The following is a 14,140-nucleotide window of genomic DNA, read 5'->3' on the forward strand; positions in this document are numbered from 1 at the left end:
TCCTGATCAGCCACACTTTCATCTCTACTGCAAGGATCAATTATAATCATTAATCAAATTCACGACTACCTGTGTCATGATATCCTTTTCATCCGGCTTACTCTCCGCTATCATCAGGGTCATTGCCACCAGTGCATTATCTGCAATTCTCTTCCTGCCATCATGACGATACAGAATATGATTCTTCTCCAGAAACCATACAAACAAAAAGGCTGCAATCCTTTTATTCCCATCCGAAAACGAATGGTTTTTCACCACGAAATAAAGCAAATGGGCGGCTTTTTCTTCTACACTTGGGTAAAGGTCATTTCCGCCGAAAGATTGGTAAATATTGGCAATAGATCCCTTAAATGAGTCATCTTTCTCATTCCCGAACAAGCTACTCCCGCCAAATTTATCCCGAAGGCCCTTGATGGCGTTCATGGCAGTTTCGTAAGTAGCAATGAAAGCGGAGGTTTTGTGTACGCCTTCGATCGTGAGCGTACGATGATCGTATTGATCAAGAATATCAAGTGCGTAAGTATAGTCTGTAATTACCCGATGGATCCCGTCTACTTCATCGTTGACGGGTGCATTAACAAACTTTAAAAGAACCTGGCTTGCCCATGCGCGAAATGCCGGGTCGTTGACAAGCCTGTTTTCTATTTCTATAATTTCCATTGGGATCATTTATCCCCGCAAAGGTATCTGAAAACTAATTAATAAGCCAAAAAATCATCATACGATCATTTTGATAAACTCAATTCTATCAAGGCTTTCCTACTGCTCCCTCCGCAACAACATCACATTACACTCGTAATACGCATCCACTTCCTTCAACATATCCACGGCATTTCTATACCCCGTAGCCGCCGCTATCATCCCTACCGTAAACGATTTCTGCATTAAACTATCATATATATGCATCATCCTCACCATATTTATAAACGGCGTGATCCCGATACAAAAATGATGTCTAAACCCTTGCGCCAACTGGGCGCCCGGCATATTGAACATATTCGCCAGTTCTGCTACACTATGCCGCATATGCGGATTCATCGTCACATAATTAAATACCTGGTGCAGCATTACCGTCTGTATCGGGGTAAACAACTGTATGGTAGGCGGAGGCGTCGCATCCTGCAATGAAAAATTCAAAAACAGGTCTACGCAGCACCTGTGCATATAATACTGGGCTACCTCTTCTACGTACCTGCAGGTCAGTATGTGCTGCACAAGAAAATTACACACTGCATTGATCCTGTAAGGCCTGTCATTGATCACTCCACTGATCTTTTCCAGGCGCTTATTCGCCAGGTTATACAACCCCGGGTACTGCTGTACCAGTTTCGGGATATTCACCGGCATGATGTTGATATGAAACGACAATACTTTCTGTCCCGCCAGCATTGGTACCCGGTGCATTTCGGAATACAGGTTAAACAGGTTACACTGCCGCTCTTCCAGCATAAAATCCGGTACCTTCACCGTTTCCGCCCTCAACGTATCTTCATACATAAAATGCAGTGCCCACAAATGGTAAGGTGTATACGGACATAACACGATATCCTTCTTCGCAAATATATCATGTAGCCACACTGAAAAGTAACCCAACTGCATGTGCTGAGATAACATATCAAAATCATCGTCCGATTCATAATACAGGCCGGCATTCGGAATCACCAGTTGCAGGTACTCCGTTGGCACATGACCAGCGTGCACATAATCCGTCATGAACCGGTCAACTAATAGTAGCTTATTTTCATCATGCAATATTGGATACATAATCGTGTTTTTTAACGGCGATGTTGACAATACCTCACGGTAAATGGTAACATTTTTTCACATGAAAGATGAAACATGAATATGATGATCAGAATGCCAGGTAGTTTGTCAGCAGGGTTTGAACAATGCCAGGTATTCAAACTGTTTGGGGGGTAAATACGCTCCACTACAGCAAATGGTTGTGTCCCAAAAACCGGAATAGTTAGTTTATCTATACCATCTCATGACTACCTTCATTTATCGCCAATGATCAGCATTCTGCTAAACTAATAAAATGATTGGTGAGAGTGGTTAACGAGTTGTTAATAAAGTAAAAAAGATAAAATTGATAATGAAGACCTGCCTGATGGGAATTGGGGTCTGGCAGTAAAATGAGATGTTAATTAATTGATTATGATCTGGATAAATCGTATACTATGAATGCTGTCAGGACAACCCGGGTACTTTTGCCTTGTACACCTGTACCTGACCGCACAGGGTGTGCAGAAAAACGTATACCTGTTGGAGTGCCCCCAGGATCTTGTCATGTTGATCTCCTGCAATAGCTGCCACCTGCAATATTGTTTTCTGCATCGCTATTACCGGTTCATTTGTCGTATACTCCCTTAGCAGCTTGTCTTCGTAGTAATTCCAGGCCTGTATGCCGGTGGTTGTTACATTGATCACAAAGGCGCCTGCAGCCGCGGTGCGCGTGGTGCTGAATCCTGCTTCAATATTAATAGCGGGTATGCCTGGCTGCGCAAACTGATAACAAAGATCGAGGCCGTCGATATCCGTCCATCCATGATCTGCCGTACGCTGACGAATTCCTTTCCTGAGCTCATGTATGCTTTGCATTTGTTGGCGGGTATTGGCAAGATTCCAGGATTCATACTGCTGAATCAGCTGGTCTATCGCAATGGCATTGTCGTAAAAGAAGTGGGATAATTCGTTGGGTGCCTTTTCTTCAAATATCCGGATGAGGTCTTTATTCATGCTGGCAATTTTGATTTATTACTCTAATCTAATAAAGTAAAACCGGCGTTTAGTTAAGATTTGGTTAAAGATGCATTTTATTTTTTTAATGATTGAATTCCGGATCTCCTAATTTTATATTCAACCAAATGATTAAATTCCTGCCGTATGATGAGAATGCGATACCATTACTGTTTCTTAGCAGGAGTGACAATGGTCCTGCAGTTTATTTTGATCAAGTACCTGTATCCGTATCCTAACTTTATGCAGGACTCCTACAATTACCTACGGAGTGCGGCTACTAATATCGACGCTAATTTATGGCCTGTTGGCTATGCGAAACTGATCCGTTTTGCCGGTCTCTTTTCTCATAGTGATCACCTGCTGGTATTCCTGCAATTCTTCATCTACCACCTCTGCGGACTCTATTACTTTTATACCCTGCTCGAAATCAGGCCTTGCAGCAAATGGCTGCAATGGACCCTGTTTGCCTTTATCTTCCTGAACCCGGCTATTCTCTATTTAAGTAATTATGTTACCAGCGATGTGTATTTCATCGGTATCAGTCTCGTGTGGATGGCGCAATTATTCCGCCTGACCTACAAACCCACTTTCTTATTGTTGTGCATACATTTACTGGTGCTGTTACTGGCTTTCACGGTGAGATATCATGCCCTCATTTATCCCGTCATCAGCATGACGGTCATTGTTTTCTGCCAGTATTCCACATTCATTAAAGCCTGGGCCATCGGCATGACCATCGTCCTTGTAGGAGGCTTTGTATTGTATACTGCGCGGCAAACGGAAGCCAATATGGGCCGCCGGCAATTCTCTGTATTTAGCGGGTGGCAAATGGCCAACAATGCGGTCTATGCTTATGCGCATATGCCAGCAGGTGAAAGAAGACATGATACAATTCCTGCTAAATTCGCTGCTATCCAGGCGCGCGTGGATCAGTGGCTCGACTCCGTTCCTGTGTCAGAAAGACCTGGCAGGCCTATTATGGCCTATTTTATCTGGGATCCCAGTTCTCCTTTACAACCTGCTCCTGGGGTGCAGCATATTGCTGACAATGCCAGTCATCTTCACAAAATGGCACAGGTTGCCCCCCTGCTCAATGATTATGGTAAATTCCTGATCGCACGCTATCCCGTTCCTTATATCCGGTATTATATCTGGCCAAATGCATGGCAATACATATTCCCGCCTGCCGAGAACCTGGCCGTCTACAATGATGGTGTGGATACCATCCTGCCTGTAGCAAAAGAATGGTTCCAATACCGCAGTGCGCATGTGTATAAACGTGCCGGTAATGAACTACCCCTTTTTCATTTTTATCCTTACCTGATGGGCATCATCCTGCTCATTTTTGGCATTGGCTGGATCAGGTACCTGTACCAGGAAGGTCGCGCAATAGCGAATGAACATTTCCGGTATGCGTTGACAATCGTTACGTATTACTGGCTGGTGAATTTCGGGTTCAGTGTGCTGGCTTCCCCGGTGGTACTGCGTTACCAGTTATTCAACATGATCATCGGCGCTACTTTCGGGGGAATGCTGTGGGATATGAAGGTGTACAGCCGGTGATCACTGCTGCACGCCCCTGCCTGGGGAGGCCCACTCATCCTAAAATGTTTGGAAATCCTGAATATTCCCACTACCTTATTGTCCGTAATGAAAAACTAACGCGCCAATGCTTGTATCCAGACGAACCGTTTTAAAACAGGTCCTGTTCGTATCTGCCGGGCTGGCTGTTTTACCCTCATGTCTCCATGAGAAGAAGCCACCGGCCTATAAAGTAAAAAATATAGAACTATCCAGTGATGAGGAAGCCACCTTAACTTCCCTTGCAGATGTCATGATCCCTAATGGTGAAAAACCGGGAGCCAGACAAGTACAGGCAGACGTCTATGCAATGACCCTGATGGACGATTGTTATACAAAAGCAGATCAGGAGAAATTCAAAACCGGCCTGCAGGCATTCAGGAAAGAATGGAAAAATGGAGATGAGGCTTTCCTGAAAAAAATGGAAGAGACAGCTCCCGATGCTTCCCCTGCTTCGGCCTTCTATCACACGTACAAAGGTCTGTTGATCCAGGGCTATACCGGTTCTGAATATTATCTCACAAAAGTATTCCCATACGAGCTCGTACCCGGGCGATTCCACGGAAGTGTATTAGTTAATAAAGGATAAAAATTGTATGCCAAATATAAATACAGGCGATACCAGCCACAACTTTGATGCGATCGTGATCGGATCGGGTATCAGCGGCGGTTGGGCAGCCAAAGAGTTCACGGAAAAAGGATTGAAGACTTTAGTACTTGAGAGAGGTAGAGACGTTAAGCACCTGAAAGATTATCCCACCACCAGCATGATGCCATGGGAATTTAAACACCGTGGACAGTTGACCCAACAACAGAAAGAGGACAACCCGGTGGTGAGTAAATGTTACGCATTCAAGGAAGATGCCCTGCACTTTTTTGTGAAAGATAAAGAACATCCTTATGTACAGGATCAACCGTTTGACTGGATCCGCGGTTACCAGGTAGGGGGTAAATCCCTGCTGTGGGCACGGCAGACACAGCGATGGAGTAACTATGATTTTGAAGGTCCGGCCAGGGATGGCTTTGCGGTAGACTGGCCGATCCGGTACGAAGACCTGGCGCCCTGGTATAGCTATGTGGAAAAGTTTGCCGGTATCTCTGGTAACAAGGATAACTTACCCGGTCTGCCGGATGGTGAATTCCTGCCCCCTATGGATCTCACAAAAGTGGAAGCGTACTTCAAAGACTTTGTTAGCAAAAACTATTCAGACAGGCATGTGATCTATGGCCGCTGTGCGCACGTGACGGAGCCGCAGGAGATCCATAAACAACAAGGCAGAATGCAATGCCAGAAACGTGATCTGTGTCAGCGCGGATGTCCGTTTGGCGGTTATTTCAGTAGTAATGCATCGACTATTCCGTGGGCGGAAAAGACGGGGCATCTCACCCTTAAACCTGATAGTGTTGTTCATTCCATCATCTATGACGGGCAGAAAGGCAAGGCTACCGGTGTGCGTGTGATCGATGCGAAAACCAAGGCAGCAACTGAATACTTTGCTCCGGTGATCTTTGTCAATGCTGCAGCGGTGAATACCAATATCATCCTGCTGAATTCTACCTCTGATCGTTTCCCGAATGGTATCGGTAATGACAATGGTTTGTTAGGGAAGTATTTTGCTTTCCACAACTACCGTGCAGTTATCTCAGGTAAGTACGATGGCCTGCTGGAATACACCACGGATGGTAAACGGCCTACCAGTGCTTATATCCCGCGGTTCAGGAACCTTGTAAAACAGGAGACTGACTTCCTCCGTGGTTATGCGGCTGGCTTCTATGGTATGCGTCCGTCTTATTCCAAACCGGATGGTTTTGGCAATCAGCTGAAAGACAATCTCCATAAAAAGGAGTTAGGCCCCTGGATGGTAGGTTCTCATATGATGGGTGAAACGATTCCGAAGGAAAAGAGCCGGTTATTTTTAGATAAAGACAAGAAAGATGAGTGGGGTATTCCATTAGTGCATACTGATATCGGGTATGATGATAACGATGAGAAGATGGTGAAGGACTTCTTTGAGCAGATGACGGAGATGTATACCAAAGCCGGGTTCACAGATCTGAAAACACATGATTCGAAGCAGGCGCCTGGATTGGATATCCATGAGATGGGTGGGGTGAGAATGGGGCATGATCCTAAAACGTCTTTGCTGAATAAATGGAACCAGCTGCACCTGGTGAAGAATGTATTTGTGACGGATGGTGCGTGTATGACATCGACCAGTACACAGAATCCGAGTCTGACCTATATGGCACTGACAGCCAGAGCGGTGGATTATGCGGTAAAGGAAATGAAGAAGGGAAATATTTAAGCATATTCACCAGTAATTGGTGTAAAAAGCCCCCGGGAGCGAGCAGCTTTTGGGGGCTTTTTTGTACCGGAGATTTTATGCTGTAAGAGTACTATAGCTACGCTATAGAGGTACCAGAAGTACGCTATAGGGGTACCAGAAGTACGCTATAGAGGTACCAGAAGTACGCTATAGGGGTACCAGAAGTACGCTATAGAGGTACCAGAAGTACGCTATAGGGGTACCAGAAGTACGCTATAGAGGTGCCAGAAGTACGCTATAGAGGTACCAGAAGTACGCTATAGAGGTGCCGGAAGTACGCTATAGAGTTACCAGAAGTACGCTATAGAGGTGCCAGAAGTACGCTATAGGGTGCCAGAAGTACGCTATAGAGGTGCCAGAAGTACGCTATAGGGGTGCCAGAAGTACGCTATAGAGGTGCCAGAAGTACGATATAGAGGTGCCAGAAGTACGCTATAGAGGTGCCAGAAGTACGACGCTATAGAGATACCATAAGAACGCTATAAGGGTACCAGAAGTACACCATAAGGTCACTTCATTATCCAATGGATATTGAGGTGACCTTATAGTGATGTATTAGTACTCAATTGCTATAAAAGAAGAGGGCCGGGAATGGTATAGACTGGCATGATAAAGCCACTACTTTTGCCGCCTGGAGGAAGCATACAAGTAGTGGCTATAGATTTGTTATAGTTATACGTCTTCTTCTGCTTCTCCATGCAATAATTCGATGTCCTGGTGACTGGCATCCAATGACTTGACGCCACCGCCCAGCCAGCGCAGCTTGAATAATCCAAGTGCGATCACGCCTTCTTTGCCGTGCATTTCCAATCCCATTTCTTTGGAGGTATTCACATTGATATCAGCTGCGCCTAAGTTCAATTCCCGCAGTGCTTTTACATTGCCGCTAAAGGTGAGGTCGGTATCGGCTGCGATGGTTGAAAAGATCGCGGCATCTTTTGCATGATATACCTGGTGCACGACTTTCCACTTCCGCCTCCATCCGTCAATGTCTTTGAGTTGTGCCCCGATACGCTGGATATTCTGCATCACTTCTACATGGATAACCGGGGATTTGACGAAGAATGAACCTTTGGTGGTAAACTTCATGGTAACCTTGGCATCAACGGCAGTTGGCGGAATCACATCTACCTGTGCGCCGCCGGAGAAATTGATCACGCTGGTCTCAGTAGAGGTAAAATTGATGCTGCTCTCAGGCCCTTCGGCGGTTTCAAATTGAATACCGAATTCGCTGATATTTCCTAGTTGCATAAATACACCATCCGAGAAAATGCCGTAATCACCTAATTGAAATGTGTTGGTGATGGGAAGCCAGGCTGCGTTGACATTCAAATGGGCTTTGATGATATCATTGAATGCGTTTGGGATCTTCATGGGTTAAAATTTATGATGATAAATATAGAACTATTCAGGGGATATTGCTTGTTGTATAACGAGGATGTATATATAAGAATTGCCTGTTGATGTGAATAACTTTTAATGGTTTACAGCTGTATGATAGGTTTACGGCAGCTGCTGGTACAAAATTAAAAGTTTAAATTCGGGCCGAAAATCAGGAATTTAGTTATAATTTAATTTTCTAACCTTGTGGATGTTGGAGCATCGTGAGGTCGCAAACAATAAGTTATTAATTTCCCTATGTCTATCAAAAGAAAAGTTGCACTGATCAGTGCTGGCGTGATAATCTGTTTGGCGGCTGCAATCGGGTGGTGGTATGTATCTGATACCTATGTAGAGTTCCTGCCGTTAATACCTAATGATAAAAATGAATTGGTTGAAGTTGAAGGCTATGCTGATTTCTATAAGAATTTAGAAATACTTATGAAGGAGGAAGGGATTGATTACAGGATCAATATCCTGGATCACCCGGAAGTGCCTTTGAAAATAGCCCTGAATAAAAACCGGGTGGCTGGTCTGACAAAAAAAGCTTGTGATATTGTTTGGGTGTATCAGCATCGTGAGCGGGATTATCCGAGCTTTCCTTGTGCAGGTGAAGGGTATGAGGGCGTGGTGTTCTATAAAGATAGCTTACGTAATAGAAATGATTCAGCGATTGACCTGACTTGTAATGATATAAAAGCAACAGAACAAATATTTCAGTCAGCGGTAAAGAAAGCGGGTGGGCCTGCTCACTGGAATATAAAACTGCCGCTGGCTGTATATTATCGCCAATATTATGGTTATGTGAATAAAGCCGGGGAAAAAATTGTGGAGATTGAAATGCCATTGATGGGAGATATCAGTTCACTATGGTATCAATTTGATCCTCCCTCTGACGGAGGAGATATTTTTTTGCATGCAGTGATTAACCTGACAAGGAAGGAGATTGTCAGTTTTTATAATAATGGGAATGCATGATGCGAAGCAAATAAAGGGCATGCGAGATAGCATTATTCATTAATCTTCAGCAATTCAAACAGTTTTTCCTTCCTGTTCCGGGCAATAGGTAATTCTATTCCATTCGTGAGTTGCACGGTATTGCCAAAGAGTGTTTCCACCTTTTCAATCGCTATGATATACGAATTGTGTATACGGAAGAATTTATTAGCCGGCAGGCGTTCTTCCATGCCTTTCATGGTGGAGAAGAAAAGAAAGCTGCCTTCGGTGGCGTGAATTTTTACATAATCACTCAGGGCTTCTATATATAAGATTGAGTTGAACCGGCATTTTCTAAACTGTCCGTCTACCTTTATAAAAATGGCATCTTCTGTAGGTGCGGGCTCCGGCATTTTGCGTGCGAGCACTTTCTGAATCGCCTTTTGGAACCTTTCATAGGAAAAGGGTTTCATGAGGTAATCCACTACATTCAGTTCAAATGCGTCCAGTGTATATTCCGCATAGGCTGTCGTGAATATAATATTGGTAGAATTGTAAGGGAGTAGTTTTGCGAGCGTCAGTCCATCCATTTCAGGCATCTGGATGTCTAACAATACCAGGTCATATGGCTGTTGTTTGATCATCTCAAAGGCTTCAATTGCGTTGTCCGCTACATCGGGCGTTGATAAAATAGAGATCCTTCCACAGAAGTCCAGTAATATATTCTGGGCTATAGGCTCATCTTCTACAATTAATACTTTCATCTCAGTTGGATTACGAGGTCGATTTCAAATATATCAGATTTCATTGAGTTCAGTACGAATTTGTCTGGGAATTCAAGTTCCAGGCGCCTGCGTACGTTTTTTAAACCGATACCACCTGTGTCTTTGGGTGTGTTTTTCGGCAGGCTGTTTTGCGCCTTGAATAGTAGGATGCCATTATTTTCATGCAGGAATATTTTTACCCATGATTGTTGGATGGTGCTGTTTACACCGTGTTTAAAAGCATTTTCTATGAAGTTGATGAACAACAGCGGTGGTATGGTACTGTTTTCACTGATGCTGTATTCGAATTGAATAGAGACACGGTTCGGTGAGTGCCGCATTCTTTCAAAGCCGATATAGCTTTCCAGGAAGTCGATTTCCTCCTGAATGGTGACAGTTTTATGTTGACTTTTATAAAACGCAAAATCAAGTAAGTTGCTTAGTTTATCAATGGCCTGATCTGCGTTTTTATTATCGTGCATCTTTTGCCGCATGAGTTGTAACGTGCCAAAGATAAAATCAGCTGGCAGGTGGGAGTGTGCCTGCGTTCTAGCCAGTTGTTTATTATACGATATAATGGATTGTTGTTGTTGGACGTGTCTATAAATTTCCAGCAGGAACCTGATCATCAGAGGGGGCAATACACCCCAGATGACGCCTGCAAATGTATAGGCGGCTTTTTGCAAATCGAAGAAGGTTTTCCAATAGGACATTTCCTGCAGTTGCACATAGAAGCTGTGATCCCAGTAGGGAAGGACTTTGACGTAAAGCGTAGAAAGAATAACATATACGGGGAACGAACCGGGGATGAGCAGGATGGCCATCAACCTTTGCCCGTGCCTGAATAGTGCCGGGATCAGGTAGGCGATGTAGTAATAAAAGAAGATGGTGAATAAAAGGAGGTAGATTGTATAATAGAATGCATACATGGCGCTGATATTCCCGATGGTTGTTTTTAGAAATAACCATCGCAACACGATGTAGATCGCCCAGAAAGAAATATGGACAAGGACGCGCCTTCGGGCAATGAGTGCTATGATTTTTTCAATGTTCATCTGAAGTAGAGTTTGTCATTGTCCAGTATGAGGGTATACTCCTTTTGGGTGGCATCCGGATGATTTAAGATCTTTTGTACCTGCGAGAAGAGCGCATATTTTTTAATGATGCGGTCGGCAACATGGTCATAGTTGAATTGGATGTGTAAGGCAGGATTGAGCTGCTGATTGATTTGTGTGAAGATGCGGATGATGTCCAGTTCTTCTTCCAGTGGTACGTGTTCCTGGCTTTGGTAGAGCAGGTACCTGAGTAGTTTTGAGAAATCGAGTAAGATAGCAATCGCTGCCGTGTCATTCAATGCCATACCATAGATAGAGTTGAGCGCATTGAATAAAAAGTGAGGTTTGATCTGCGATTTCAGGAAGTCTACTTCGATATCATTGCGTAGCTGAGTGAGCAATAATGTTTTTCTGGCAGTTCTGTAATAGTTGAGCGCTAGTTTTAGTGTGACTGTCAGGCAACCGAAATAGATACTGATATTTAAGAAGAAAGCCAGGTTCCCGAAAGAGAGCAGGTGCCGGGAATAAAAGCTGTAATCACTTTGTTCGTTAGGTCCGTATATAAAATGTTGTAAGAGGAGTTGGTTGACACAATAGGCACTGAATGTATAAAGTAGGATGAGTCCCAATCCCAGTGCAATATTCCTTTTGAATAAGGGTGTGACCAGGTAGACTGCGCCATAGTGAAGATATAGTGTGACTATCAGCAGGATGCCACAAAAGAGACCTAGCTGGTGATAGTTTTTCAGGTGCATCAGTCCATTGATCTTATAGATCTCCCAAAAGTACAAGAATACGAATACATAAAACAACATCCAGAATGTGATATGTATGCATACTCTTGTAGCCCCGGTATAATTTTTTAAGAAGTTAAATCCTATTTTGTTCCTGCTGATTGCCGCTATCATTGGAATTAAATTTCTTCATTTTCTTGTTGCCGAATTTTTTGATCAGCGATACACGTACCTGGCGGGTGTTACCTTTACTGACAGCGTTGTTCATCATCTGGTCGTTGGGTAGTGTGCTTAACCTGAAGTAGTTGTTGAAAAATATATCATCAACAGCGAGGCTTACTTTTACATCCGGTTTAGGGAAATTCTTACTCACGCCGATGTTGACACTGCCAAATGATTTCAACAACATATTTGCCTGTACATATTGGTTCACGTAATTGCCTCCGACGGTGGCGTCGATACCAGTGTGCGCGATATTAGAGAAATTATTGTTAATATTCAACATATAGATGGGATAAGTATTTTTATAGGCAACGCCATTGGCGGTGGCATTGAGTGTGCGCCAATCCAGGGCATTGGTGATGCTGGCTGTCCAGTGGTCTTTGATGATCGTTTGATTGATCACGGAAGTGAGGGTCATTGACCTGGAGTAGCCGTAGTTATTCCACAAATAGATGAGTGTGTCTGGTGGTACCAGTGTTACGACCTGCTGGAAGAGGTTTGTTTCTTTGCCATAGCTGGCCATGAAGATGTAGTTCTGGTGGTAGATATAGGTGAGTTCAGCACGGATGCTTTGGGTCGGTAGAATAAAAGGATTGCCTTGTACACCTGATTTGTTGCTGGTGTAGGTCATGAATGGATTCATTTGCCAGAAGGAAGGTCTGTTGAAATCGCTTTTGAGGGCGAAAGAGAGGTTATGGTTGTTGTTGATGGCGTAGTTGACGGTAGCGGATGGTAGCCAACGTGTGTAGTTGTTGATGTATTTTTCTTTCTGGATATTGTTGGTGTGGGTGGATTCCAGGCGTACACCGGCTTTCAGGGAGATTTTCTGCGTGATACTTTTTTGGAGGTTTAAGTATGCAGCGAAGATCTTCTCCTGGTAGATGAAGTAGTTTGAGATCCCTGGGTTGTAAATGAATTCCTCGTTGGAGAGGTTTAGGTTATAGAAGTTGTATGGGTTTTTAGTTTCGGTATAGGTGTATTTGCCACCGGCTTCCAGTGTTGTTTTCCAGATGAAGGGCTGGGTGTAGTCGGCTTTGAAGGAGTAGTTATGAATTTGTTGATTGACATCGGATTTGTAGCCGTTGAATAGTTCGGATGGTTTGTTCATGTAATAGGACAGGAAGGTGCTATAATCATGGTTATTGTAAATGATTCCATCGAGGTTGAGATCTAAAGAGCGGCTTTTTTTGGTGTCGTTGAATTTGAAGTAGAGGTTCCCGGTGAGCATGTTATTGCCATTCGGTTCCTTGTTGGTGTTGATTAAGGAATCGGTGTATTCGGGATAATGGATGTAGTTGGTGATGTGCTGGCGGGAGTGTCTGTCATTGTATTTATACTCAACAGATCCACCGATGTTGGTTTTTGGAGAGAGTTCGTAGTTAAGAGCAGTTTGGGCGTAGATGTCTTTGTAGTTGGAATAGATCTTTGTATCCAGGTATTCTACCTGGTCTATTTTCGGATAGGTGGTGGTGCTGGTGAGTTGGTAAAAGTTGCCGCTGTTGGTGGCGCTGACTTGTAGTTGTTGGGCGTATCTTCTTTTTTTGTAGTTGAGTACGCCGGAGATGCGTTGTTCGTTGTATCGGTTTTGTCTGTCAGCGAGGGTGAGAGAGCCATTGAGTCCTTCGTCTTCTGTTTTTTTCAAGAGAATATTGATGATACCTCCGGAGGAGCCGGCTTCGTATTTAGCGGAGGGGTTGGTGATGACTTCGACGCTGACGATGTTGTCAGCCGGCATGCCTTTGAGGTAGGTGAGGAGGTCATCACCGGAGAGGAGGGATTTCCGGTTGTTGATATAGACGATGGCGCCAGCGGGAAAGCCGGCGATGTTAAGATTGCCGTTGGTGCCCTGGATGAGGAGAGGGGTGTGAGTGAGTACGTCGAAGGCGGTACCACCGGCGGTGAGGGTGGAGTTGGCGACGTTGAAGACGAATTTGTCGGTGAGCTTTTGAAAGGTTGGTTTTTGGCTTTTTACGACGATTTCGTTGAGTTGGGAGGAGGAGTCGGCCAGGACGATGTCAAGTTTTCCTGGGACGGTGATTTTATTGGAATAGGTTTTTAAGCCTAAGAAGGAGGCGCGGAGGTAGTATTGTCCGGCGGGGATGTTTTGGAAAGTGTAGGTACCTGAATCACTGGAGATGGTGGATTTTACATCCTGGGTGTATAGGCTGTCGGACGCCAGGACGAGCAGGACGTAAGGGCGTGGGTTTTGTTGTGGGTCGGTGATTTTACCGGTGAGGTGTTGGGAACCGGTTTGTTGGTTAGTAGTGGATGGGTTCCCGGTGGTTTGTTGAGCTTTTACTTGTGTGATGACAAGCAGGCATAGCAATAGGCTAAATAGTTTCATATGCGTTTATTGGTTAGGAAGGTAAAGGTGGGGAGATGGGGAGAGGGGGTGAAAA

Annotated in this window: 12 protein-coding genes; 4 read left to right on the forward strand and 8 right to left on the reverse strand. The window is 44.3% G+C overall.

What is annotated here, in order from left to right; translation table 11 throughout:
* Positions 1-36: 36 nt before the first annotated feature.
* The 3 genes from ABDW33_RS30120 to ABDW33_RS30130 all read right to left on the reverse strand — a co-directional run bounded on the left by ABDW33_RS30120 (position 37) and on the right by ABDW33_RS30130 (position 2,739).
* Positions 37-660, reverse strand: a complete 624-nt coding sequence (locus ABDW33_RS30120; protein WP_343693798.1) for a Fic family protein — start codon at positions 658-660, stop codon at positions 37-39.
* A 99-nt stretch (positions 661-759) separates the two neighbouring features.
* Positions 760-1,764, reverse strand: a complete 1,005-nt coding sequence (locus tag ABDW33_RS30125) for a hypothetical protein (protein ID WP_343693799.1) — start codon at positions 1,762-1,764, stop codon at positions 760-762.
* A gap of 426 nt (positions 1,765-2,190) precedes the next feature.
* Entirely contained in the window at positions 2,191-2,739 is a 549-nt protein-coding gene (locus ABDW33_RS30130) for a hypothetical protein (protein WP_343693800.1), read from the reverse strand.
* 147 nt (positions 2,740-2,886) lie between these two features.
* Between ABDW33_RS30130 and ABDW33_RS30135 the strand changes: the two genes are divergently transcribed.
* The 3 genes from ABDW33_RS30135 (at position 2,887) to ABDW33_RS30145 (ending at position 6,629) form a co-directional block, all read left to right on the forward strand.
* A complete protein-coding gene (locus tag ABDW33_RS30135; protein WP_343693801.1) occupies positions 2,887-4,305 on the forward strand; it encodes a hypothetical protein in 1,419 nt (472 codons plus the stop codon).
* Between the two features lie 106 nt (positions 4,306-4,411).
* Positions 4,412-4,912, forward strand: a complete 501-nt coding sequence (locus tag ABDW33_RS30140; RefSeq protein ID WP_343693802.1) for a gluconate 2-dehydrogenase subunit 3 family protein — start codon at positions 4,412-4,414, stop codon at positions 4,910-4,912.
* 7 nt (positions 4,913-4,919) lie between these two features.
* Positions 4,920-6,629 carry a GMC family oxidoreductase gene (locus ABDW33_RS30145; RefSeq protein WP_343693803.1) on the forward strand — a complete coding sequence of 570 codons (1,710 nt, stop codon included), beginning with the start codon at positions 4,920-4,922 and terminating at the stop codon, positions 6,627-6,629.
* A 693-nt stretch (positions 6,630-7,322) separates the two neighbouring features.
* On the opposite strand, the gene ABDW33_RS30150 is transcribed toward ABDW33_RS30145, so the two are convergent.
* Complete coding sequence (locus ABDW33_RS30150; protein ID WP_343693804.1) at positions 7,323-8,024, reverse strand: hypothetical protein; 702 nt, start codon at positions 8,022-8,024, stop codon at positions 7,323-7,325.
* A 264-nt stretch (positions 8,025-8,288) separates the two neighbouring features.
* Between ABDW33_RS30150 and ABDW33_RS30155 the strand changes: the two genes are divergently transcribed.
* Positions 8,289-9,008: a hypothetical protein gene (locus ABDW33_RS30155; RefSeq protein ID WP_343693805.1), complete on the forward strand. Its 720-nt coding sequence runs from the start codon at positions 8,289-8,291 to the stop codon at positions 9,006-9,008.
* Between the two features lie 32 nt (positions 9,009-9,040).
* Here ABDW33_RS30155 and ABDW33_RS30160 read toward each other — a convergent pair whose 3' ends face one another.
* From ABDW33_RS30160 to ABDW33_RS30175, 4 genes are read right to left on the reverse strand one after another with little or no spacing between them, the layout of a single operon-like run.
* Positions 9,041-9,730 (reverse strand): LytTR family DNA-binding domain-containing protein, encoded by a 690-nt coding sequence (locus ABDW33_RS30160; RefSeq protein ID WP_343693806.1) that lies wholly within the window; start codon positions 9,728-9,730, stop codon positions 9,041-9,043.
* Entirely contained in the window at positions 9,727-10,785 is a 1,059-nt protein-coding gene (locus ABDW33_RS30165; protein WP_343693807.1) for a histidine kinase, read from the reverse strand. The genes ABDW33_RS30160 and ABDW33_RS30165 overlap by 4 nt, the downstream gene beginning before the upstream one ends.
* Positions 10,782-11,693 carry a histidine kinase gene (locus tag ABDW33_RS30170; RefSeq protein WP_343693808.1) on the reverse strand — a complete coding sequence of 304 codons (912 nt, stop codon included), beginning with the start codon at positions 11,691-11,693 and terminating at the stop codon, positions 10,782-10,784. The genes ABDW33_RS30165 and ABDW33_RS30170 overlap by 4 nt, the downstream gene beginning before the upstream one ends.
* Positions 11,656-14,085, reverse strand: a complete 2,430-nt coding sequence (locus ABDW33_RS30175; RefSeq protein WP_343693809.1) for a TonB-dependent receptor — start codon at positions 14,083-14,085, stop codon at positions 11,656-11,658. The genes ABDW33_RS30170 and ABDW33_RS30175 overlap by 38 nt, the downstream gene beginning before the upstream one ends.
* Positions 14,086-14,140: the final 55 nt, after the last annotated feature.

It is taken from the genome of Chitinophaga sp. (genome assembly GCF_039596155.1).
Lineage (GTDB): Bacteria > Bacteroidota > Bacteroidia > Chitinophagales > Chitinophagaceae > Chitinophaga.